A 20,760-nucleotide genomic window follows, 5' to 3' on the forward strand; every position below is an offset into this window, starting at 1 on the left:
CCCACCCGATCCCGGCGCTCCTTGGAAGATTCCAAGCTTCCCCTCCCTGGACGGTCCGGCGGTGTTATGACCCGGGGCATCGGAATCTCGTCCCGGAGCGTGTCTGTGTTCTGCCCTTCCGGGACCCTGGAGAACAGGACGTTCGACAGGGAGCGTACAGGGACGTATTCACAGCGTTCCCGGAAGGGCAGAACACAGACCCGCGACCCCGGCTGGAGGGTCCAACCTTCCCGTTAAAGCACCACGCCCCAAGAAACTGGCATAACCGTTGCACCGTCCCCCTAACCAAAGGCTTTTCCCGTGGGGGATCTCATGGAACGACGCGCCGCGCTACTGCTCACCCTCATCGCCCTGCCCGCTTCCGGCCTGGCCGACACCCTGGAATACACCGCCAACGACGTGGTCTGGATCGCCATCGCGGCGGCCCTGGTGTTCCTCATGCAGGCCGGCTTCGCGCTCCTGGAAAGCGGCCTTAGCCGCACCAAGAACGCCATCAACGTGGTGATGAAGAACTACATGGACCTGTGCGTGGGGACGCTGATGTTCTGGGCGCTGGGCTTCGGCCTGATGTTCGGCGTCAATCCCAGCGGCTGGGTGGGCCAGGACCTGTTCGCGCCCAGCCAGGGCGACAGCGATCTGTGGACTCTGCTGCTGTTCCAGCTGATGTTCGCCGCCACCGCCGCCACCATCGCGTCCGGGGCGATGGCGGAACGCACCCGCTACCTGGGGTATCTGTGCGGCGCCATGCTGATCACCGGGCTGGTCTACCCGCTGTTCGGCAACTGGGCCTGGAACAGCGACGGCTGGCTGGCGGCTCTCGGGTTTATCGACTTCGCCGGCTCCACCGTGGTCCACAGCGTCGGCGGCTGGTGCGCGCTGGCCGGCATCATGGTGGTGGGGCCGCGCCTGGGCCGCTTCGACAGCCAGGGGCGGCCACGGGAGATTCGCGGCCACAATTTATCGTTCGTGGCCCTGGGCGGGTTCCTGTTGTGGTTCGGCTGGTTCGGCTTCAACGGCGGCTCCACCCTGGGGGCCGACGTCAATATCGCGCTGATCAACCTCAACACCCAGCTGGCGGCCGCCGCCGGCGCCCTGGGGGCCGCGCTCTACCGGGTTATCGCCCGCCGCCCGGTGCTGCTCACCGAAACCGTCAACGGCAGCCTGGCCGGGCTGGTGGCGATCACCGCCGGCTGCGCCACCATGACGCCCGGCTTCGCGATCATCACCGGCCTGCTCGGCGGGCTGCTGGTGGGCCCGGGCAGCCGCCTGCTGTTGTCGATGAAACTGGACGACGTGGTGGGCGCGGTGCCGGTGCATGCGTTCGCCGGGGCCTGGGGCACGCTGGCCGCCGGGCTGTTCTACCAGGGCGACCTGTTCGACCCGCAGCGGGTCACGGTGCAGTTGCTGGGCATTGTGGTCGCCTTCGCCTGGGCGTTCTTCGCCGCCTTGATCCTGTATATGGTGCTGTCGCTCACCGCCGGCCTGCGGGCGCCCAGCCAGCATGAACAGCGGGGCCTGGACGTCAGCGAGCACGCCGAGCTGGGCTACCCGGAATTCGCCCAGCAGCACCTCTACGACGCCGATGTGGCCAGCGGCCTGGATAGCCCACGATGAGCCCGGAAGAACGCCACCGCCGCGCCATCGCCACCGGCCTGGCCCCCTATCTGGACAGCCGCCAGGTGCCGGAGGCGGTGGCCCTCTGGCAGCGCGACTACGCCCACCGCCCGCGCTTTTCGCTGCAGGGCTACGTGAGCCATATCAGCCGCCTGTTCGAGGTGGAGGGCCGGCGCCATGATCTGCACCTGAGTCTGGTCCAGGCGATGACCCTGCCCGACCGGGAACTGCTGCCCGACCCGCTGGAGGACGAGGACGGCGCCCACCGGGCCCACCCCTGCACCGAGGCGTTTCAGCTTCTGATGCGCGCCCTGTGGGCGCAGCTCGACGCGGGCCAGGCCGGCCAGGTGCGCCTGGATCAGCTCACCGACCTGCGCCGCCCGGGCGTCGACCCGGCCCTGCGTGACGCCCTCGAATACTGGCTCAACCACGCCGACGGCGACCTGACGCCGCTGGACCAGGATCAGCTGCGGCGTCTGCTTAACCGCGCCTATGTGTTGCTGTGCGAACGGTTCGGCCCGGTGCACAGTGACCGGCTGCTGAAACTGGCCGCGGACCGCGTGCGTGAGCAGCGCCCGGGGCTGGAATCCGCACTGCACGCCCTGCTCTGACGGCCGACGTTGCTTGCCAGTGGTTCAAAGGGGTCATTATGCTAGCCCACACTGTGTAATCGGGGCGCTGAATGAAATTACATCACCAGATATTTCTGGCCATGGTGCTGGGCGGTATTGCCGGGGCGCTCACCGAAGAGAGCACCCGCCTGTTCGGGCTGCCGCTGCTGCCCGGCTATGACCTGATCGGCGATCTGTTCATCAATGCCCTGAAGATGGTGGTGGTGCCGCTGATCACCACCGCCATTATCAGCGGCATGGTCAACGTGGGCGACGGCGACGATCTCGGCCGGCTGGGCCTGAAAACCGTGCTGTTCTACCTGAGCACCAGCCTGATCGCGGTGCTGGTGGGGCTGGTGGTGGTGAATCTGATCGCCCCCGGCGTGATCGACGGCCAGCCGGCGCGGAACCTGCTGGGCCTGTCGGCGGACACCGACCGGGCCCTGGCCAGCATCGAGGGCCGCGGCGCCGGCGACTTCACCGAAATACTGCGCCAGTTGCTGCCGCCCAACCTGTTCCAGGCCGCCGCCGAAACCCAGATGCTGGGGCTGATCGTGTTCTCCCTGTTCTTCGGCTTCTTCCTGCGCACCCTGCCCGGCGCGCCCGGTGAGCATCTGCGCCAGGTGGTGGAAGGCATCTATCAGGTCACCATGCGCATCACCATGGTGATCATCCGCTTCGCGCCGCTGGGCGTGTTCGGCCTGATCGCCGCCACCGTCACCCGCACCGGGCTGGACGCGGTGGAGCCGCTGGCGCTGTTCTTCGTCACCGTGTTGCTGGCGCTGGGCATTCACATGTTCGGCGTGATGCCGCTGCTGATCCGGCTGTTCGCCAAACGCTCGCCGGTGCGCCACCTGCAGGCCATGGCGCCGGCGCTGATGACCGCCTTTTCGTCGGCCAGCTCCGCCGCCACCCTGCCGCTGAGCATGGACTGCGTGCAGAAGCGCTCCGGCGTGTCCAAGCGCACCTCCAGCTTCGTGCTGCCGCTGGGCGCCACCGTCAACATGGACGGCACCGCCCTGTACGAGTGCGTGGCGGCGATCTTCATCGCCCAGGCCTACGGCATGGACCTGTCCCTGACCACCCAGTTCGTGATCGTGCTGACCGCCCTGCTCACCTCCATCGGCGTGGCCAGCATTCCCGCCGCCAGCCTGGTGGCGATCACCGTGATCCTGGGCACCATCGGCCTGCCCGCCGAAGCGATCGGCCTGATTCTGGTCACCGACCGGCTGCTGGACATGTGCCGGACCGCGGTGAACGTCTGGGGCGACAGCGTCGGCGCGGTGATCCTGGCGCGCAGCGAAGGCGAAGAAAACGTGCTGCGCACCCCCATGAAAGAACTCGATACGGAACGGGCCTGAGCGAATGAAACCGGTTCTTTTGATCACCGGCGCCGCCCACGGCCTGGGCCGGGCGCTCGCTCTCGGCGCCGCGCGGGACTACAAGCTGGCGCTGCTCGACCGGGAACGGGTGGCCGGCGAGCAGCTCGCCGATGCGCTGCGCCGGGACGGCGCCGAGGTGCTGTTCGTGCACGCCGACGTGGCCGTGGAGGCGGACTGGCGCCACGCCCTGGAGCGGGTACAGCGGCGCTGGGAACGGCTCGACATCCTGATCAACAACGCCGGGCTGGCCGCCATGGGCCCGTTCGAGGGACAGACCCCGGCCACCTGGGAGCAGCTCTGGCACACCAACCTGATGGGCGCGGTCCACGGCTGTCGCACCGCTCTGACGATGATGAAGCGCCAGGGTGACGGCCACCTGATCAACGTGGCGGCGCTGGCGGGCATCACCGCGCCGCCGGGCATGGCCGCCTATGTGGCCTGCAACGCCGCGCTGATCCGCTTCAGCGAGGCCCTGGCGGCGGAACTGGACGGGCTCAATATCGGCGTCAGCGTGGTCTGTCCGGATCTGTTCTCCAGCGACATGAGCCGGCGCATGCCCAACGCCGATCCGCTCAGCCGTGCCCGCCTGCAGCGCGCCATGGACGACGCCCCGGAAAGCGCCGCCGAGGTGGCGGACACCATCCTTCAGCAGATGGGCAAGCGGCCGCTGTACCTGTTTCCACAGCCGGAGGCCCGCCGCGACTGGCGCAGGAAGCGCTGGCGCCCGGAACGCTTCGTGGCGCGCATGGCGAAACTGGGCAGCAGCCTGCGCCGCTATCGTTGATGCACTTATTGCTGATGCACTTCCTCGATATAGCGCAGGGTGTGGCGGTAATCGCCTTCCAGCGCCTTATCGAAACGCTCGCCGATCAAACGCTCCAGTTTGCGACCCACCAGCGGCAGGGATGAATGCACCGCCACGCGGGTGATCTGGCGGGACTGATCGCCGTCGGCGAGCAGCGTCATGGTGCCGCTCACCTTCACCGGCACATTGCCCAGCTGAAAGCGATAGTCCGCCTGGTAGCCGCCGGTGGCCGGGCGCCAGTGGAATTCGGTGGTCAGTTCCGCTTCCGAGGGCAGCAACTTGCGCGCGAAGGCGGGCACCTTGTCCAGACGGATTTCAATGGGCTGCACAATACGGATGTGGAAGCCGTCGCCGGCCGGTTCGAACACCTCAAAGCGGTAATCGTCCACTTTGCCCCATTGATAACGCTGTTCGAAAAACGCCCGGCTGGTGAGAATGCCGTACAGCTCTTCAACATTCACCGGATAGCGGCGTTCCGCGGTGACATCCATGGTTTTCTCCCGAGTAAAAAGATGCCCTGAAGGCCAATCGCCGGGGTACCGGTAGGCCCGGGGCGAAGGCAAAGCTACACTGCGCCGACAAGCCATTTCAATTGTTCGGCGACTGCCCCTCGTCAAAAGTAAGGAGCGAGCATGAGTGCCACCCGTCCCTACGCCCTGGTTCTGTACGGCGCCACCGGTTTCACCGGCGGCCTGTGTGCCCGCTATCTGGCCCGCAAGCTGCCCGCGGGCACGCCCTGGGCCCTGGCGGGCCGCAACCGCGCCAAGCTTGAGCAGGTGGCCGCCGGCCTGCCCGGCGACAACCCGCCGGAGCTGATCGAGGCGGACAGCGGCGACCCCGCCAGCCTCACCGCCCTGGCCGCCCGGACCCGCGCCCTGGCCAGCACCGTGGGCCCCTACATGCAATACGGCGAGCCGCTGGTGCGCGCCTGCGTGGAACAGGGCACCCATTACTGCGACCTCACCGGCGAACCGGAATTCGTCAACACCCTGCTGAGCCGCTACCACGAGGCCGCCCAGGCCAGCGGCTGCGCGCTGGTCAACTGCTGCGGCTTCGACTCGATTCCCCATGACGCCGGGGTGTTGTTCGCGATCCGCGAACTGACCCTGGAGCACGGCGGCAAACTGGACGGCCCGGTGACCGCCGAAGGCGCGGTGGCGTTCTCCGCCAAGTTTTCCGGCGGCACCTGGCGCTCGGCGCTGGAGGCGTTCGCCCGGCCCGGCGCCAACCAGCGCAGCCAGCGCGACGCCCAGGCGCGCCTCAAACAATGGTACCCGCGCAAGGTGGGCGGTCTGGCGCCCAAGCCGCACAAGGACGACGCCCTGGGCGGCTGGCTGGCGCCCATGCCGACCATTGATCCGATGGTGGTGATGCGCTCGGCCCGGGCGCTGGACGATTACGGCCCGGAGTTCCGCTACGGCCATTATCTGGTCACCGGCGGGCTGGGCAAGCTGATCGGCGGCGCCGCCGGCGTCGGCGGGCTGGTGCTGGCGGCCCAGATCGGCCCGCTGCGGCGCCGTCTGATGAAGCTCAACCCGGCCGGTCAGGGCCCGGACGAAGCCACCCGCGCCCGTTCCTGGTTCCAGGTGAAGGTGCGCGCCCGTTGCGGCGACAGCGAAGTGCTGTGCCGGGTGTCCGGTGGCGATCCCGGCTACGACGAAACCGCCAAGATGCTCTCGGAAACCCTGATGGGCCTGGCGCTGGACGAGGGTTACCCCATGCACACCGGCGTGGTCACCCCGGTGATGGCGCTCGGTGACCGCCTGATCGACCGGCTCGAAGCCGCCGGCATGCTGTTCGAGCGCAACGCCTGATTCAGACGAAGTACATCAGCAGCCATTCGGCCACCAGGGCGGGCTTGTCCTCGCCCTCGATGTCCACCGTGAACAGGAATTTCAGCAACCACTGGCCGGGCTTCTTCTCATTGGCTTCGATCAGGGTGGCGCGGGCACGGATGCGCGCGTCGACCTTGACCGGGGCCATGAAGCGGAGCTTGTCGAAGCCGTAGTTCATGCCCATCTTCATGCCGCGCGGCACCAGAAAATCATCGATGCTGGTCTGCAGGTACGGCAACAGCGACAGCGTCAGGTAACCGTGGGCGATGGTGGTGCCGAACGGCGTCGCCTTGGCGCGCTCCGGATCCACATGGATAAACTGATGGTCCAGGGTGGCGGCGGCGAAGTCGTTGATGCGCCCCTGGTCGATGGTGAACCATTCCGAGGCGCCCATGTCCTCGCCGACGTACTCGTTGATCTGTGCGGCTTCCACCACTTTCATGCCCGGCTCTCCTCGCGTTTTTTATTAAGGTTTCACTACCGCGAGGATAACCGTGCCCGCCGGCGCCGCCATGACGGGATGGCTCGCCGGCGCCAATGTTTTGGTCAACCGAGGAAGGCTTTAATGGCCGCCGCCACCGGCAGCGGGTCGTCCATGTGCAGATGGTGACGCCCGGGCAGGCGGGTGACCCGCACGTCGCGCAGCCACTCGATGCGGTGATCGAAGCGCCCGTCGCCGCCAAGCCCCTCATTACCCAGCACCAGCAAGGTGGGCGCGGTGATGCGCTCGACGAACCCTTTCACCTGGTCGTCGGTGAGCCGCAGTGACGAGGTGATGCGCAGCCGCGCGTCGGTGCGCCAGGTCCAGCCGCCGTCCACCTGCTCCAGCCCGCGCTCGCACAGCAACCGGGCCGAGCTTTCCTCCAGGCCGCCCAGGGCCGGCAGCCGCGCCGCCACCGCCTGCTCCGGATCCGCGTACACCGGCTTGCGCTTGTCCGGCAGCGCCTGCATCTGATCGATGGCCTTACGCAGATTGGGCACCACTTCGTCGGCGGCGGTGGCCGGCGGCCCCAGGCCTTCGATCAGCACCAGGCGGCTGACCCGTTCCGGGAAGGTGGCGGCGAACAAACAGGCCACGCCGGCGCCCATGGAATGGCCGACCAGCACGAAGCGGTCCCAGCCCAACTGATCGGCCACCGCCAGCACGTCGCGGACGTGGTCCACGTAATGGGTGGCCTGGTGGCGCGGGCGGTGCTCGGAATGGCCGTGGCCGGCGAAATCCAGCGCCACCAGCGGATGGCCGAGCGGTTCCGCCAGCGGCTGAAAGGAGGCGGCGTTGTCCAGCCAGCCGTGCAGCGCCAGCACCGGTTCGCCCTCGCCGGGCCACTGCAGGCCGGCCAGTTCCTGGCCGTAGGCGCGGAAGCGGCGTTCCACCGGAGTCCGGGACGGGTTAGCGGGCATTGCCGGCGCCCTCCCCGGCTTCCGCGCCGCCTTGCCGGTGGTCCGGACCGAGCACGCCGTCCAGGGCGCGCAGCACCAGTTGCGCGGTGCCCTCCGGGCGCTCCAGCGGGTACATATGGCTGCCCGGGGCGAACAGGCGCGTCATCCGGTGGCGGCGGGCGTGGCGGGCACCGCCGAGATGGAACAGCTTCGGCGATTGCTCGCCGGTGACCAGCACGCCGGGCACCCGGGTGCGCGGCAGCGCCGTGACCCCGGTGGGGGTCTCGCGGAACACCGCCACTTCCACCTCCGGGCGGAAGCGCAGACGCCAGCCGTCGCCGTGGCGCTCCAGGCCGGCTTCCAGGTAGTTCTTCAGCGACCGCGGGTCGAACGCCTTGAACAGGCCGCGGGAGTTGAAATAGCTCTCCACGTCGTCCCAGCTGGCCCAGTAATCCAGCCGGCCTTTGCTCTTTTTCGCCGGCGAGAAACGGTCGCCCTGCCCGGTCAGCCGGGCGAGACGGTAGGCGGCGCCCTGCAGGCCGTTGGCCAGGGGCGGGTCGAGCATCACCTGGGCCCGGAACCAGTCCGGATGGCGGTGGGCGACCCAGAACATCAGCACCGAACCCATCGAGTGCCCCAGACCGATAATCGGCTTGGGCAGCGGTTCGAGGAAGGCTTCCAGTTCCAGGCTCAGGCTTTTCCAGTCCCGGTCCACCGGGTAACGGGGGTCCTGGCCGAGGCACTCCACCACATAGATGTCGTAGTGCTCCGCCAGGGGCGCCAGGAAGGTGTCGTAGCTGTGCCCGGGCACGCCGTTGGCGTGGGCAAAGGCCAGCACCGGTTTGCGTCCCGCCGCCGCTTGGGTGTTCATCCAGCGCTCTCCTCGAAAAATCGGTAATGCAAAAGGTCCATGATAACCGCCCCCGGCGGCAAACCCATGGCGAAATCCGCCAACGCGCGGACAGTTCGCGTCGGGGATTGTACAATGCGCGGCAAACAGGAGGTGTCATGACGCTGATCTCGTTCAATATCAATGGTATTCGCGCACGCTTGCATCAGCTGGAAGAGCTGCTGGGCAAATACAAACCCACCCTGGTGGGCCTGCAGGAAACCAAGGTTCAGGACAGCGAGTTTCCGGAACAGGCGATCCGCGACCTGGGCTATCACCCCTATTATCACGGCCAGAAAGGCCATTACGGGGTGGCGCTGCTGACCCGGGAACCGCTGGAGGAGGTGCAATACGGTTTTCCCTCCGACGGCGAGGACGCCCAGCGCCGCATGATCATCGGCCGGCTGCGTGACGCCGACGGCCAGCCACTGACGGTGCTCAACGGTTATTTCCCGCAGGGCGAAAACCGCGAGCATCCGGTGAAGTTTCCCGCCAAGGAAAAGTTCTACCAGGATCTGCAGCATTATCTGGAGAACCACCACGACGCCAGCGAGAAGCTGGCCATCATGGGCGATTTCAACATCTCCTCCACCGACCTGGACATCGGCATCGGCGAAGCCAACCGCAAGCGCTGGTTGCGCGAGGGCAAGACCAGCTTTCTGCCCGAGGAACGGGAATGGTGGCAGCGTCTGATCGACTGGGGCCTGGAAGACACCTTCCGCTGCCGGTACCCGGACACCGACGACGTGTTTTCCTGGTTTGATTACCGTTCCAGAGGCTTTGAACGGGATCCGCGCCGCGGCCTGCGCATTGATACCGTGCTGGCCACCAAGCCCCTGGTGGAGCGCCTGACCGATTGCGGCGTCGACTACGAGATGCGCGCCATGGAGCGCCCTTCGGACCACTGCCCGGTGTGGAGCCGGTTCGATAACCTGCCCTCATGAGCGTTCATTTCAACCTCAAGCGGCTGAGGCCCAACCTGGACGGGCTCGGGTTCCTGATCGATGTGGGCATGATCCTGCTGGTGATCGCCAACCTGAGCCTGATCCTGTTTGACTGGATCTACCGGGTCGAAGCGGTGCAGTCGGCGATGGAAACCTACACGCCGGACTTCTATCGCTTCTACAGCGACAGCATTCATGCCAACTTCTTTGAAATCGATCTGGCCTTCGTCAGTGTCTATCTCACCGAGTTCGTGATCCGCTGGGCCGCCGCCATCGCCCGCCAAACCTATCACCGCTGGTTCTTCTATCCGTTCGTGCACTGGTACGACCTGCTCGGCTGCATCCCGGTGGGCAGCTTCCGCTGGCTGCGGATCCTGCGTGTGGTGAGCCTGATGTACCGGCTGCAGAAGCTCGGCGTGGTGGACTTTTCCGACACCGCCGTTGGCCGTGCGGTGATCAAGTACTACGGCGTACTGGTGGAAGAGATTTCGGATCGGGTAGTCATCAATGTGTTGGACGGGGCGCAGCGGGAAATCCGCACCGGCGGCAACACCATGCGGCGCATCGAACAGGACGTGCTGGCACCGCGCCGTGAACAGCTGGTCGACTACCTGGCCGGCCGCATCGCCGACGCCACCCGTCGCAGCCACGACCAGTACCGCGATCAACTGGGCGAGTATCTCGAACACCTTACCGACGAAGCGGTGCAGCGGACTCCCGCCGGACGGCGCCTGGCGTCGATCCCGGTCGCCGGGCCCAGGGCCATCGCGCTGATGCGCGAGACGGTCCGTGAGTCCGGTTCGGCGCTGATCGCGCAACTGGTCGACGACATCAGTGACCCGAGCCAGCGGCAGCGTCTGGATGCGCTGATCAACGATCTGCTGGTGGCATCATCCAGTGACGGGCGGGAGTTGAATCAGATGGTCAAGGAAACGCTTTTGGAGATACTTGATCACATCAAGGATCAGGTGGCGGTGCAGCAATGGAAGCAGGACGACGATGAGCCGACGGACCAGCCCAAACAGCGTTTTAATCCGGATCTGCACAATCGCGGCGCCTGACTTTACCTCAGGGCTCGCGAATCCAGAGTAGACGAGCGCCGCCGCTGGCGGCGACCTCCACATCCAGCGCGGCGACACTGCCCACCCGGAAGCCGGGGCGGGAGCGCGGCTCGCCGACCCATACGGCGCTCAGCAGCGACACCAGCGGCATGTGGCTGACCAGCACCAGGTTCTCGCAGGACGGCTGCTCGATCAGCCAGTCGAGAAACTGATCCGGCGCCGCTTCCGGCACCAGATACCCGCACGCCTCCTGATCCATGCCGCCGTAGGCACGGGCGATGCACAGCGCGGTCTGCTGGGCGCGCCGGTAGGGGCTGGCGATCAGGCGGTCCACGGTCACCCCCTCCTCGCGCAATCTCTGCCACAGGGCCATCACTTCCAGGCGCCCGCGTTCGGTGAGCGGGCGCTCGGCGTCGGTGGGGGCCTGAGCCACGGCTTCGCCGTGCCGGCAAAGGTAGACTCTCAAGCCGCCCCCCCGTGGAAGCTGAACTCCACGTCGTGCTTGTGCTCGCCGCTCATCAACCGGGCGATCATGGTCTCCAGCGGCTTGCCCTGATAGATGATCTCGTAGAGGGCGGTGGCCAGCGGCATGTAGACGTTGAGTTTTTCCGCGTGGGTGGCGACCAGCCGAATGGTGTTAAGGCCCTCGGCGGTCTGGCCCAGGGTATCGAGCGCCTGCTGCAGTTCCTGGCCCTGGCCGAGCTGATAACCGAGCCGGTAATTGCGCGACAGCGAGGAGGAACAGGTGGCGATCAGGTCGCCGACCCCGGACAGCCCCAGGAAGGTGAGCGGGTTGGCGCCCAGCTCCACGGCGAAGCGGCTCATTTCCGCCAACGCCCGGGTGAGCATGAAACTGCGGCTGTTCTCGCCGATGTCGATGGCGGCGGCCATGCCGGACGCCACCGCGTAGATGTTCTTGAGCGCGCCGCCCAGCTCCACGCCGTAAATGTCCGGGTTGTCGTAAACCCGGAAATATTCACAGCTGAGCGCCTGCTGGATGGTGTGGCAGAGCGCCTCGTCGGGGCTGGCGATCACCGAGCCGGTGAACTTGCGCTCGACGATCTCCCGCGCCAGGTTGGGGCCGCTGAGCACGCCGATGCGGGTGTGGTCCCACTCGCGCTTGAGCAGCTGGCTCATCAGCAGGAAGCCGTCTTCGTGGATGCCCTTGGTGCAGCTCACCACCAGGGTGCCGTCCTTGACCATGGGGCGGGCCTGGCGCAGCACCTCCACGAAGGCGCTGGAGGGCACCGCCACGAAGATCAGATCGGCGCCGTCGAGCACCTCGTCGAGATGCTCGGTGGCGTGAACCCCCTCGGGCAGAGTCTGGCCGGGCAGATAACGGGGGTTCTCCCCGTCCTCGTTAATGGCGGCGGCGGTTTCCGGATCGCGCACCCAGAGGCGGGTGCGGTGGCCGTTTTCGGCCAGGATGCTGGCCGTGGCGGTGCCGAAACTGCCACCGCCGAGAATCGCGGCGGTGTGTTTGCGCTGCTCCATCAAGAGCCCCTCTGTTCGGGCGGGTGGGTCACCAAAGGGGGCATCATAAGCGCCTCCACCAGGCCAGGCAATGCGCCCGGCCGGGTCCGTTCAGGACTGGTCGGCACGCTCCTGCAGCAGCCGGTTCAGGCGCCGGGCGGTGGCCGCCGGGTCCGAGGGCAGCTGGCCTTCGGCGAGCAGCGCCTGATCGAGCAGCAGTTCGGCCAGTTCCGTGAAGGTGGCGCTCTCCTCGATGCCTTCCAGCCGTTTCAGCAGCGGGTGCGCCAGATTCACTTCCAGCGTCGGCTTGCTGTCCGGCACCGGCTGCCCGGCGGCTTCCAGCATCATGCGCATCTGCGGGCCCAGCTCGTCCTCGGCCAGCACCAGGCAGGCCGGCGAATCCACCAGCCGGCTGGTGGGCCGCACTTCCGCCACCTGATCGCCCAGGCTGTCACTGAGACGGCCGATCAGCGGCGCCTGCTTGTCCTGGTCGGCGCGCTCCTGATCTTCCTGGTCCATGTCCAGCTGGCCGCGGGCGGCGTTGACCAGTTTGCACCCTTTGTATTCGCCCAGATAGCCGGCCATCCATTCGTCGACCCGCTCGGTGAGCAGCAGCACCTCAATGCCTTTCTTGCGGAACACTTCCAGGTGCGGGCTGTTGCGCGCCGCGTTCAGGTTGTCGGCCAGCAGGTAATAGATCTTGTCCTGCTTTTCACCGGCGCGCTCCAGGTACTGGTCGAGCCCCACGGCGCCGGGCCGGACGTCCTCGGTGGACGGGAAGCGCAGCAAGGCGGCGATCGCCTCGCGGTTGTCCGGGTCCTCGCCGATGCCTTCCTTGAGCACCTCGCCGAACTGCGACCAGAAGGTGGCGTATTTTTCCTCGTCGTTGCCCAGTTTCTTGAGCGTCTGCAGAACACGCTTGGTGAGCGCGGCGCGGATCTTGCGCACCGGGCCGTAGTCCTGCAGCAGCTCGCGGCTGACGTTGAGCGGCAGGTTGGGCGCGTCGATCACGCCCTTCACGAAGCGCAGGTACAGGGGCAGGAACTGCTCCGCGTCGTCCATGATGAACACACGCTGCACGTAAAGCTTCAGGCCACGGCTGGCTTCACGGTGATAGAGATCGAACGGCGCCCGGGCGGGCACGTAGAGCAGACTGGTGTATTCCAGTGCCCCTTCCACCTTGTTGTGGCTCCAGGTCAGCGCGTCCTGGAAATCATGGCTCAGGTGGCGATAGAAATTCTGGTATTCCTCGTCGCTGATCTCCTGGCGGGGGCGTTGCCAGAGCGCGGTGGCGGAATTGATGGTTTGCCACTCGCTGGTGCCGTCTTCGCCCTCACCGCCGGTCTCCGCCGGGGTCGGCATCAGAATCGGGAACGCCACATGGTCGGAATACTGCTGCACGGTGGCGCGCACTTTCTGGTCGTCCAGGAATTCCTTGGCGTCGTCGCGCAGGTGCAGCACCACCGCGGTGCCGCGCTGGGGGCGCTCGATGGTTTCCACGGTGAACTCGCCCTCGCCGTCGCTCTCCCAGCGCACACCCTGGTCGGCGGGGTCGCCGGCACGGCGGCTGAACACCTCGACGCGGCCGGCGACGATAAAGGCGGAATAGAAGCCCACGCCGAACTGGCCGATCAACTGGGCGTCCTTACGGCGGTCGCCGGTCATGCTGGCGAGAAACTTTTCAGTGCCGGAGCGGGCGATGGTACCCAGGTTGTCGACCACCTCTTCCCGGTTCATGCCGATGCCGTTGTCGGCGATGGTGAGCGTGCCCTCGTCCTTGTCCACCGAGAGCCGGATCCAGGGCTCCGGATCGTTTTCCAGCAGCTCGGCGTCGTCGAGCGCCCGGAAACGCAGTTTGTCGCAGGCGTCGGAGGCGTTGGATATCAGCTCGCGCAGGAAAATCTCACGGTTGCTGTACAAGGAGTGCACCATCAGGTGCAAAAGGCGGGATACTTCCGCCTGGAAACCACGGGTTTCGCGGTCTTGACTCATAGATTCTTCTCCGCCGGATAATCACTGAACACCACGGCGCCCTCCCCGGCACCGCCGCCTTCTAGATAGGCACCCGGACGGACTTTTTCAAGGTCCGGACCTCTCTACGAAGCGGTGTTGGCGAGATCGTCGAGCGCCTCTTCGAGGCTCGGAAAGCGGAAGGTGAAGCCCTGGTCTTCCAGGCGGCGCGGGTAGACGCGCTGGCCGCCCAGCAACAGCCCGGACAGCTCGCCCAGGCCCAGGCGCAGCAGCGGCGCCGGCGCCACCCAGGGCGCGGGGCGGTGGACGGCGCTGGCCAGCGCCCGGTGAAAATGCCGCTGGGTCACCGGCTGGGGGGCGGTGGCGTTGAAAATGCCTTCCACGCCCGGCGTTTCCAGCGCGCGCATCAGAATCGCCACCATGTCCTGGATATGGATCCAGCTCAGCCACTGGCTGCCGTCACCGAGACGGGCGCCGAGCCCCAGCCGGTAGACCGGCCAGAGTCCTTTCAGCATGCCGCCGTCGCGCCCCAGCACCACGCCGGTACGGATGATGCTCAGGCGCACGCCCTGCCCCGTCACCTCGCGGGCGGTCTGCTCCCAGGCGTCGCAGAGCCGGTAGCCGAAATCCTTGCGCCGGGCGGAGCTGTGCTCGGTCAGCTCGGCGTCGCCGGCGTCGCCGTAAAAACCCACCGCCGAGCCGCTCACCATCACCGAGGGCGTGGTGTCGAGCCGTCGGCACAGCGCCACGAGCTCGCGGGTGGTGTCCAGCCGCGAAGCCATCAGGGTGCGCTTGCGGGATTCACTCCAGCGGCGGGTGAAGAGGTTTTCGCCGGCCAGATTGACGACGCCGTCGATAGCCTCGTCGTCGCCGATGTCGTCCAGGGACGCCACCACCCGGGTGCCCTCGGGCAGTTTCGACCGCGCCCGCTCCGGCGACCGGCTGAGCACGGTCAGAGCGTGGCCGTGGGCGGCCAGCCGCCGGCATAGCTCGCCGCCGATGAAACCACTGCCGCCGGTTATCAGAACCTTCATTGCGCCTCCTCAATTGAAGCCACGTCGCCGAGGTCGTAGAAGTACTCGACCTTGCCGGAACCCATTGCCACCGCCAGCGTCACGCGTTTCTTGTCGACGTCCACCAGGGTACCCCGGTGGCGTTCACCGCTTTCCAGGGTCACCGCCACCGGGCCGCCGATCAAGCCCTGATACGGCGCCCCGTCATCGTCCGGGGCGGCCCGCTCGGGCGCCGGCGCGGCCGCCGTCTCGCCGCCGCCGGCGGTGTCCAGCACCAGCCGGGTACCGTCGGCGAGCATCAGTTCACGCACGCTGTCCTCACGCAGATTGATTTCCGCCCGCCCGGAGCCCATGGTCATTTCCAGCCACAGGCGCTGCTCGTTGACCCGGGTCAGCGTGCCGCTGCTGACACTGCCGTCCCGCTCCGTGACGGTAACCTGCTGACCCAGGTAGGAGGCCAGATCGGTAAACCGGTGCAGCCGCACGGTCACCGCCGGCGACAGCGATGCCCGCGGCGCGGAGGCGCCGAGCACGCCGCTGTCCGCTGTCTCGGCGGCGCCGGCGGCGAGCACCCGGGTCTCCATGGAGCCCGGGGTCACCGCCCAGCCGACGCTGTTTTCTTCCAACTGCAACCGCCGGCGTTCCACGGTGCCGTCGCGCAGTGCCACGCGGGCCTGCACTTCCCCTTCCCGGGAGGCGCGCCGCAGATTGACGTTCTCGATGCGGATCGACGCCACCGCCCCGGCCGGAAACTGGGTATGCAGATATTCCCGCGCCACGTAGCCGAGCGTGTCCGGGTGATCGAAAAACAGATCCACTTTGCCGTTACGGTAGCGCAGGTGGTTGGTCTGTACCGTGAAGTCTCCGACCAGATAGCTGCGCAGGGTGTCGGGAAGCACCAGCTGCAGGGCACCGGTGAACTGCTGGTCGCCGAGCGGCGCCAGCGCCAGCTCCAGCCGGTAGCCCTCGTTGAAGATGCGGGTCTCGGGGTAACTGCGCCCTTCCGGTTTCCAGGACACATGCACCGGCGGGCCGCCGGACTCCGCCGGGGTGATCAGCAGGGTGCGCCGTTCCTGGATGTCCTCCGGGCGCCAGCCGAGCAGGATGCTGACGGAGAGGTCCGGCAGAAACGCTTCCCCCTGGTGGATGCTGAGCACGCCGTTGATCAGGGTCACCCGCACCGGGTTCAGCAATGTCTGGCCGTGGATCAGGCCGGACAGCGGCTTGCCGCCGCCCTGCACCATCAACAGCGCCGCCTCCGGGGAGCGCACGAAGGTGGTGGCCGCCGGAGTCTTGGCGCCACGCAGCACCTGACCGGGCACCGCGTTGATCGGCTCCAGCCGCTCATGCTGCACGTAGATCAGCCCGGCGCCGACCAGCAGGCACACGGTGCCGAGCACTCTGAGCAGTGCCAGCACCCCGTAGCTTTGCCAGTTTTCCTGAACCTGGCGCAAACCGGCCAGGGGTATTAGAAAAAGCAGCGTGCTGTCGCCACGGAACGCGGCCTGTCGCACCAGCCCCACCGTGGCCATGATCAGCAGGCTGAGGCCGGCCACTAATAGCCATTCCGCCATTTTATTATGCTCTCCCCAATAGCCGGCCGGCGGCCGGCGTCATGCCGCCATGGTAAACGTCAGCTTACAAAGCCTTACCCGGTCAATCCACACTTTCACCATCGCGATATGTTCCCGGCCCCCAGGGTATGACGGTGGTCACACCGGGCCGGAAATACCGGTCATCGGATTTCATCAAAAAACGCTTGTCTCGATAAAAAACTGACGTTATACAGGCGCTGAGGTGGTCAGAGCTGGAATCCTCCCAGGGGGATGCCGCTCGGTACCCGGTTGTTTACGGCGGTTCCGTTTCCGAAGGAGGCGACCATGAGTGACCGACGCACTGAGAATGACTATGAGTCGGATGATTTACTGATGAACGATGATTTTGAACTCGAAGATGGCGTGGACGACGATCTCCAGGAAGAGAAAGCAGCCCGTTCACGCAGTTTCAACATGGACATGAGGCACCGCATCGAAGACCGTCTGGAAGAGCGTCGTCTCAAGCGCGAGCTTGGTGATTACGAGTTCTTCAATATGGACGACGATGACGAGGACATCCTGCACTGACAGGGGCGGGACATAAAAAAGGCCGGCGATTGCCGGCCTTTTTATTAACCACTCCGGTACGTCCTGGGACTACCAGCCGGTGGCTTTTTTCACGCCTTCGCCGATTTCGGCGGGGTTGCGGACGGTGACCACACCGGCCGCTTCCAGGGCGGCGAACTTCTCGTCCGCGGTGCCCTTGCCGCCGGCGATGATGGCGCCCGCGTGGCCCATGCGCTTACCCGGGGGCGCGGTGACACCGGCGATGTAGCTGACTACCGGTTTGGTCACGTTGTCCTTGATGTACGCGGCGGCCTCGTCTTCGGCGGTACCGCCGATTTCACCGACCATCACGATGGCTTCGGTCTGCGGGTCGTTCTGGAACAGTTCCAGCGCCTCGATAAAGGTGGTCCCGGGAATCGGGTCGCCGCCGATGCCGATGCAGGTGGACTGGCCGTAACCCAGTTTGGTGGTCTGGTTGACCGCCTCGTAGGTCAGGGTGCCGGAACGGGACACGATGCCCACCTTGCCGGGCTTGTGAATGTGACCGGGCATGATGCCGATCTTGCATTCACCGGGGGTGATCACACCCGGGCAGTTCGGGCCGATCAGGCGCACGCCCTGCTTACGGTCCAGGTATTCCTTCACATAGAGCATGTCCAGCGCCGGGATACCCTCGGTGATGCAGACGATCAGCTCGATGCCGGCGTCGGCGGCTTCCAGGATGGAATCCTTGCAGAACGGGGCCGGTACGTAGATCACGGACGCGGTGGCGCCGGTCTCTTTAACCGCTTCGGCCACGGTGTTGAACACCGGCAGGCCCAGATGGGTCTGACCGCCCTTACCCGGGGTCACGCCGCCCACCATCTTGGTGCCGTATTCCAGCGCCTGTTCGGAATGGAAGGTGCCCTGGCTGCCGGTGAAACCCTGGCAGATCACCTTGGTGTTCTTATCAATCAATACGCTCATTTGGCACCTCCAGCGGCTTTCACCACCTGTTCGGCGGCGTCGTCGAAACTTTCTGCGGCAACGATGTTCATGCCGCTCTCGGCGAGCTTCTTGGCGCCCAGTTCGGCGTTGTTGCCTTCCAGACGCACCACGACCGGCACGTCCACGCCGACCTCTTCCACGGCACCGATGATGCCCTCGGCGATCAGGTCACAACGGACGATGCCGCCGAAGATGTTCACCAGAACCGCTTTCACCTGGTCGTCGGACAGGATGATCTTGAACGCTTCGGTAACGCGTTCCTTGGTGGCGCCGCCACCCACATCCAGGAAGTTGGCGGGCGCGCCGCCTTTCAGCTTGACCAGGTCCATGGTGCCCATGGCCAGGCCGGCGCCGTTGACCATGCAGCCGATGTTGCCTTCCAGGGCCACGTAGTTGAGGTCCCATTCGGCGGCGCGGCGTTCGCGGTCGTCTTCCTGGGTCGGATCGTCCAGTGCCTTGATGTCCGGATGGCGGAACAGCGCGCTGCCGTCCACGTTGATCTTGGCGTCCAGGCAGTGCAGGTCGCCCTGGTCGGTGATCACCAGCGGGTTCACTTCGATCAGCGCCAGATCCTTCTCTTCGAACAGCTTCGCCAGGCCCACGAAAATTTTCGCGAACTGGTTGATCTGCTTGCCTTCCAGACCCAGCTGGAACGCGATCTCGCGGGCCTGATAGGGCTGCGCGCCGACCAGCGGATCGACGATCGCTTTGAGAATTTTCTCGGGGGTTTCCTCGGCGACTTTCTCGATCTCCACGCCGCCCTCGGTGGACGCCATGAACACCACCCGGCGGGTGGCACGGTCGAGCACCGCGCTCAGGTAGAGTTCGCGGGCGATGTCGGTGCAGGTTTCCACCAGAATTTTGGTGACCGGCTGGCCGTGCTCATCGGTCTGGAACGTCACCAGGCGCTGGCCCAGCCACTTCTTGGCGAATTCCGCCGCTTCCTCGGGGCTGTCGACCAGTTTGACGCCACCGGCCTTACCGCGGCCACCGGCGTGCACCTGGGCCTTCACGACCCATTTGTCACCACCGATTTCCTTTGCCTTCGCCGCCACCTCTTCCGGTGTATCGCAAGCGAAGCCCGGAGAAACCGGCAGGCCGTAATCAGCAAAAAGCTGTTTCGACTGATACTCGTGGAGATTCATGCCTTAACTTCCGTAAGCTTGTCTGTGGATAGCGCTCCCGGCGCAATATCGGGGCCTCTGCGGGCCCCTCTTGTGTCGGGGCCCGCTGGGTATCTTCGGGGCCCTACTTTTTGCGGCGGCGTTGCGCCACGTGGATAGCCTTGTAGTCCGTGGCCAGAGCCGCTTCGTGCACGGTCTCGGAGAGGCTCGGGTGGCCGAACACCATCAATTGCAGATCCTCGATGCTGGCACCGAATTCCATGGCCACGACCCCTTGCTGAATCAGCTCGGAGGCCTGTGGGCCGAGGATGTGCATGCCCAGCACCCGGTCGGTTTTTTCGTCCACCACGAACTTCACCAGACCGCCGGGCTCGCCGGCGGCCAGTGCGCGGCCATTGGCGGCGAAGGGTACCGCGCCGGTTTTATACGGCTCGCCGGAATCCTTCACCTCTTCCTCGGTCTTGCCCACCCAGGCGACTTCCGGGTGGGTATAAATGACGCCCGGCACGGCGTCGTAATTGACCTGGGTATGCTCCCCGGCAATCACATCCGCCACCATCACGCCCTCTTCGATCGCTTTGTGGGCCAGAGCCGGTCCACGCACCAGATCGCCGATCGCGTACACGCCCGGGACATCGGTGCGACACTGGCTGTCGACGTACACATAGTTACGTTCGTCCATGGTCACGCCGGCGTCCTGGCTGAGCAGGCCTTCGGTGTAAGGACGGCGGCCCACCGCCACGATCAGGCGGTCGAACGTCTCTTCGTGCTCTTCACCGTCGTAGCTGTAGGTGACGCGCACGGAATTCTTGTTCTTCTTGGTTCCGGTGACCCGCGCACCCAGGTGGATGTCGAGCCCTTGTTTGGAAAACAGTTTGAAGGCTTCCTTGCCGATCTGCCTGTCCACGGTGGGCAGGAACGTATCCACCGCTTCGAGCACCTTCACTTCACTGCCGAGGCGGGCCCAGACACTGCCCAGCTCCAGGCCGATGATGCCGGCGCCGATCACGCCCAGCTTTTTGGGCACGGAATCGAATTCCAGTGCGCCGGTGGAATCAACAATGATCTTCTGATCCACCTCGGCCACCGGAATGTCCACCGGCACGGAACCGGCGGCGAGAATCACGTGTTCGGCTTCCAGGCTCTGTTCGTCGCCGTCCAGCGGCGAGAACTGCACCTGTTTGTTGGCCTTGAGCTGGCCGCTGCCCTGCAGCCAGGTGACCTTGTTCGACTTGAACAGGGAGGCCACGCCGCCGGTGAGCTGCTGCACCACTTTGTCCTTGCGCTGCTGCATGGTGTCCAGGTCCAGGGTCAGTTTCCCCACCCCGACGCCATGCTCGGCGAGGGCGTGCTCCGCTTCATGATACTTCCAGGAGGAATCCAGCAACGCCTTGGACGGGATACAGCCCACGTTCAGGCAGGTGCCACCCAGTGCCGGCTGGTCCTGTTTGTTGACGCGCTTCTCGATGCAGGCCGTGTTGTAGCCCAGCTGCGCGCAGCGAATCGCGGCGACGTAACCGCCGGGGCCGCCGCCGATGACGATGACATCGTATTTATCAGCCATAACTA

Annotated in this window: 20 protein-coding genes; 8 read left to right on the forward strand and 12 right to left on the reverse strand. The window is 65.9% G+C overall.

Features of this window, described 5'->3' with window-relative positions; genetic code table 11:
• Positions 1-312 precede the first annotated feature (312 nt).
• The 4 genes from ISO4_RS13100 to ISO4_RS13115 all read left to right on the forward strand — a co-directional run bounded on the left by ISO4_RS13100 (position 313) and on the right by ISO4_RS13115 (position 4,391).
• Positions 313-1,614, forward strand: a complete 1,302-nt coding sequence (locus ISO4_RS13100) for an ammonium transporter (protein WP_194856527.1) — start codon at positions 313-315, stop codon at positions 1,612-1,614.
• On the forward strand, positions 1,611-2,225 hold the full coding sequence (locus tag ISO4_RS13105; protein WP_194856528.1) for a hypothetical protein: 615 nt from the start codon (positions 1,611-1,613) through the stop codon (positions 2,223-2,225). Before ISO4_RS13100 ends, ISO4_RS13105 begins: the two co-directional genes overlap by 4 nt.
• 71 nt (positions 2,226-2,296) lie before the next feature.
• Complete coding sequence (locus ISO4_RS13110) at positions 2,297-3,586, forward strand: dicarboxylate/amino acid:cation symporter (RefSeq protein WP_194856529.1); 1,290 nt, start codon at positions 2,297-2,299, stop codon at positions 3,584-3,586.
• Positions 3,587-3,590: 4 nt separating this feature from the next.
• The gene (locus ISO4_RS13115; RefSeq protein ID WP_142949300.1) at positions 3,591-4,391 is read left to right on the forward strand and encodes an SDR family NAD(P)-dependent oxidoreductase; all 801 of its coding nucleotides are present in this window, start codon (positions 3,591-3,593) and stop codon (positions 4,389-4,391) included.
• A gap of 5 nt (positions 4,392-4,396) precedes the next feature.
• On the opposite strand, the gene ISO4_RS13120 is transcribed toward ISO4_RS13115, so the two are convergent.
• Positions 4,397-4,903 carry a DUF2505 domain-containing protein gene (locus ISO4_RS13120; RefSeq protein ID WP_194856530.1) on the reverse strand — a complete coding sequence of 169 codons (507 nt, stop codon included), beginning with the start codon at positions 4,901-4,903 and terminating at the stop codon, positions 4,397-4,399.
• Positions 4,904-5,044: 141 nt separating this feature from the next.
• On the opposite strand from ISO4_RS13120, the gene ISO4_RS13125 reads away from it, so the two are divergent.
• The gene (locus ISO4_RS13125) at positions 5,045-6,226 is read left to right on the forward strand and encodes a saccharopine dehydrogenase family protein (RefSeq protein WP_194856531.1); all 1,182 of its coding nucleotides are present in this window, start codon (positions 5,045-5,047) and stop codon (positions 6,224-6,226) included.
• A gap of 1 nt (position 6,227) precedes the next feature.
• On the opposite strand, the gene ISO4_RS13130 is transcribed toward ISO4_RS13125, so the two are convergent.
• The 3 genes from ISO4_RS13130 to ISO4_RS13140 form a co-directional block, all read right to left on the reverse strand.
• A complete protein-coding gene (locus ISO4_RS13130; RefSeq protein ID WP_142949303.1) occupies positions 6,228-6,689 on the reverse strand; it encodes a MaoC family dehydratase in 462 nt (153 codons plus the stop codon).
• 104 nt (positions 6,690-6,793) lie between these two features.
• Positions 6,794-7,648: an alpha/beta fold hydrolase gene (locus ISO4_RS13135; protein WP_194856532.1), complete on the reverse strand. Its 855-nt coding sequence runs from the start codon at positions 7,646-7,648 to the stop codon at positions 6,794-6,796.
• Positions 7,638-8,498 carry an alpha/beta fold hydrolase gene (locus ISO4_RS13140; protein WP_194856533.1) on the reverse strand — a complete coding sequence of 287 codons (861 nt, stop codon included), beginning with the start codon at positions 8,496-8,498 and terminating at the stop codon, positions 7,638-7,640. The genes ISO4_RS13135 and ISO4_RS13140 overlap by 11 nt, the downstream gene beginning before the upstream one ends.
• A 137-nt stretch (positions 8,499-8,635) precedes the next feature.
• Here ISO4_RS13140 and xthA point away from each other — a divergent pair, with 137 nt between their 5' ends.
• Both xthA and ISO4_RS13150 read left to right on the forward strand, forming a co-directional pair.
• Positions 8,636-9,460: an exodeoxyribonuclease III gene (gene xthA, locus ISO4_RS13145; protein ID WP_142949306.1), complete on the forward strand. Its 825-nt coding sequence runs from the start codon at positions 8,636-8,638 to the stop codon at positions 9,458-9,460.
• On the forward strand, positions 9,457-10,521 hold the full coding sequence (locus ISO4_RS13150) for an ion transporter (RefSeq protein WP_194856534.1): 1,065 nt from the start codon (positions 9,457-9,459) through the stop codon (positions 10,519-10,521). Before xthA ends, ISO4_RS13150 begins: the two co-directional genes overlap by 4 nt.
• Positions 10,522-10,528: 7 nt before the next feature.
• Here the strand turns inward: ISO4_RS13150 and sixA are convergent, their stop codons facing one another.
• The 5 genes from sixA to ISO4_RS13175 form a co-directional block, all read right to left on the reverse strand.
• Positions 10,529-10,987 (reverse strand): phosphohistidine phosphatase SixA, encoded by a 459-nt coding sequence (gene sixA, locus ISO4_RS13155; RefSeq protein WP_142949308.1) that lies wholly within the window; start codon positions 10,985-10,987, stop codon positions 10,529-10,531.
• Positions 10,984-12,015, reverse strand: coding sequence for an NAD(P)H-dependent glycerol-3-phosphate dehydrogenase (locus tag ISO4_RS13160; RefSeq protein WP_142949309.1), 1,032 nt, complete (start codon positions 12,013-12,015; stop codon positions 10,984-10,986). Before ISO4_RS13160 ends, sixA begins: the two co-directional genes overlap by 4 nt.
• Before the next feature lie 90 nt (positions 12,016-12,105).
• Entirely contained in the window at positions 12,106-13,986 is a 1,881-nt protein-coding gene (gene htpG, locus ISO4_RS13165) for a molecular chaperone HtpG (RefSeq protein ID WP_194856535.1), read from the reverse strand.
• Positions 13,987-14,090: 104 nt separating this feature from the next.
• On the reverse strand, positions 14,091-14,999 hold the full coding sequence (locus ISO4_RS13170; RefSeq protein ID WP_194856536.1) for a TIGR01777 family oxidoreductase: 909 nt from the start codon (positions 14,997-14,999) through the stop codon (positions 14,091-14,093).
• Positions 14,996-16,552: a hypothetical protein gene (locus ISO4_RS13175; protein ID WP_194856537.1), complete on the reverse strand. Its 1,557-nt coding sequence runs from the start codon at positions 16,550-16,552 to the stop codon at positions 14,996-14,998. The genes ISO4_RS13170 and ISO4_RS13175 overlap by 4 nt, the downstream gene beginning before the upstream one ends.
• Positions 16,553-16,906: 354 nt before the next feature.
• On the opposite strand from ISO4_RS13175, the gene ISO4_RS13180 reads away from it, so the two are divergent.
• Complete coding sequence (locus ISO4_RS13180; protein WP_228548125.1) at positions 16,907-17,101, forward strand: PA3496 family putative envelope integrity protein; 195 nt, start codon at positions 16,907-16,909, stop codon at positions 17,099-17,101.
• A gap of 69 nt (positions 17,102-17,170) precedes the next feature.
• On the opposite strand, the gene sucD is transcribed toward ISO4_RS13180, so the two are convergent.
• The 3 genes from sucD to lpdA all read right to left on the reverse strand — a co-directional run bounded on the left by sucD (position 17,171) and on the right by lpdA (position 20,755).
• Positions 17,171-18,046 (reverse strand): succinate--CoA ligase subunit alpha, encoded by an 876-nt coding sequence (gene sucD / locus ISO4_RS13185; RefSeq protein WP_067609757.1) that lies wholly within the window; start codon positions 18,044-18,046, stop codon positions 17,171-17,173.
• Entirely contained in the window at positions 18,043-19,212 is a 1,170-nt protein-coding gene (sucC, locus tag ISO4_RS13190; protein WP_142949314.1) for an ADP-forming succinate--CoA ligase subunit beta, read from the reverse strand. Before sucC ends, sucD begins: the two co-directional genes overlap by 4 nt.
• Positions 19,213-19,315: 103 nt before the next feature.
• The gene (gene lpdA / locus ISO4_RS13195) at positions 19,316-20,755 is read right to left on the reverse strand and encodes a dihydrolipoyl dehydrogenase (RefSeq protein ID WP_194856538.1); all 1,440 of its coding nucleotides are present in this window, start codon (positions 20,753-20,755) and stop codon (positions 19,316-19,318) included.
• Positions 20,756-20,760: the final 5 nt, after the last annotated feature.

The sequence above is a fragment of the Alloalcanivorax venustensis ISO4 genome (genome assembly GCF_015356855.1).
GTDB lineage: Bacteria > Pseudomonadota > Gammaproteobacteria > Pseudomonadales > Alcanivoracaceae > Alloalcanivorax > Alloalcanivorax venustensis.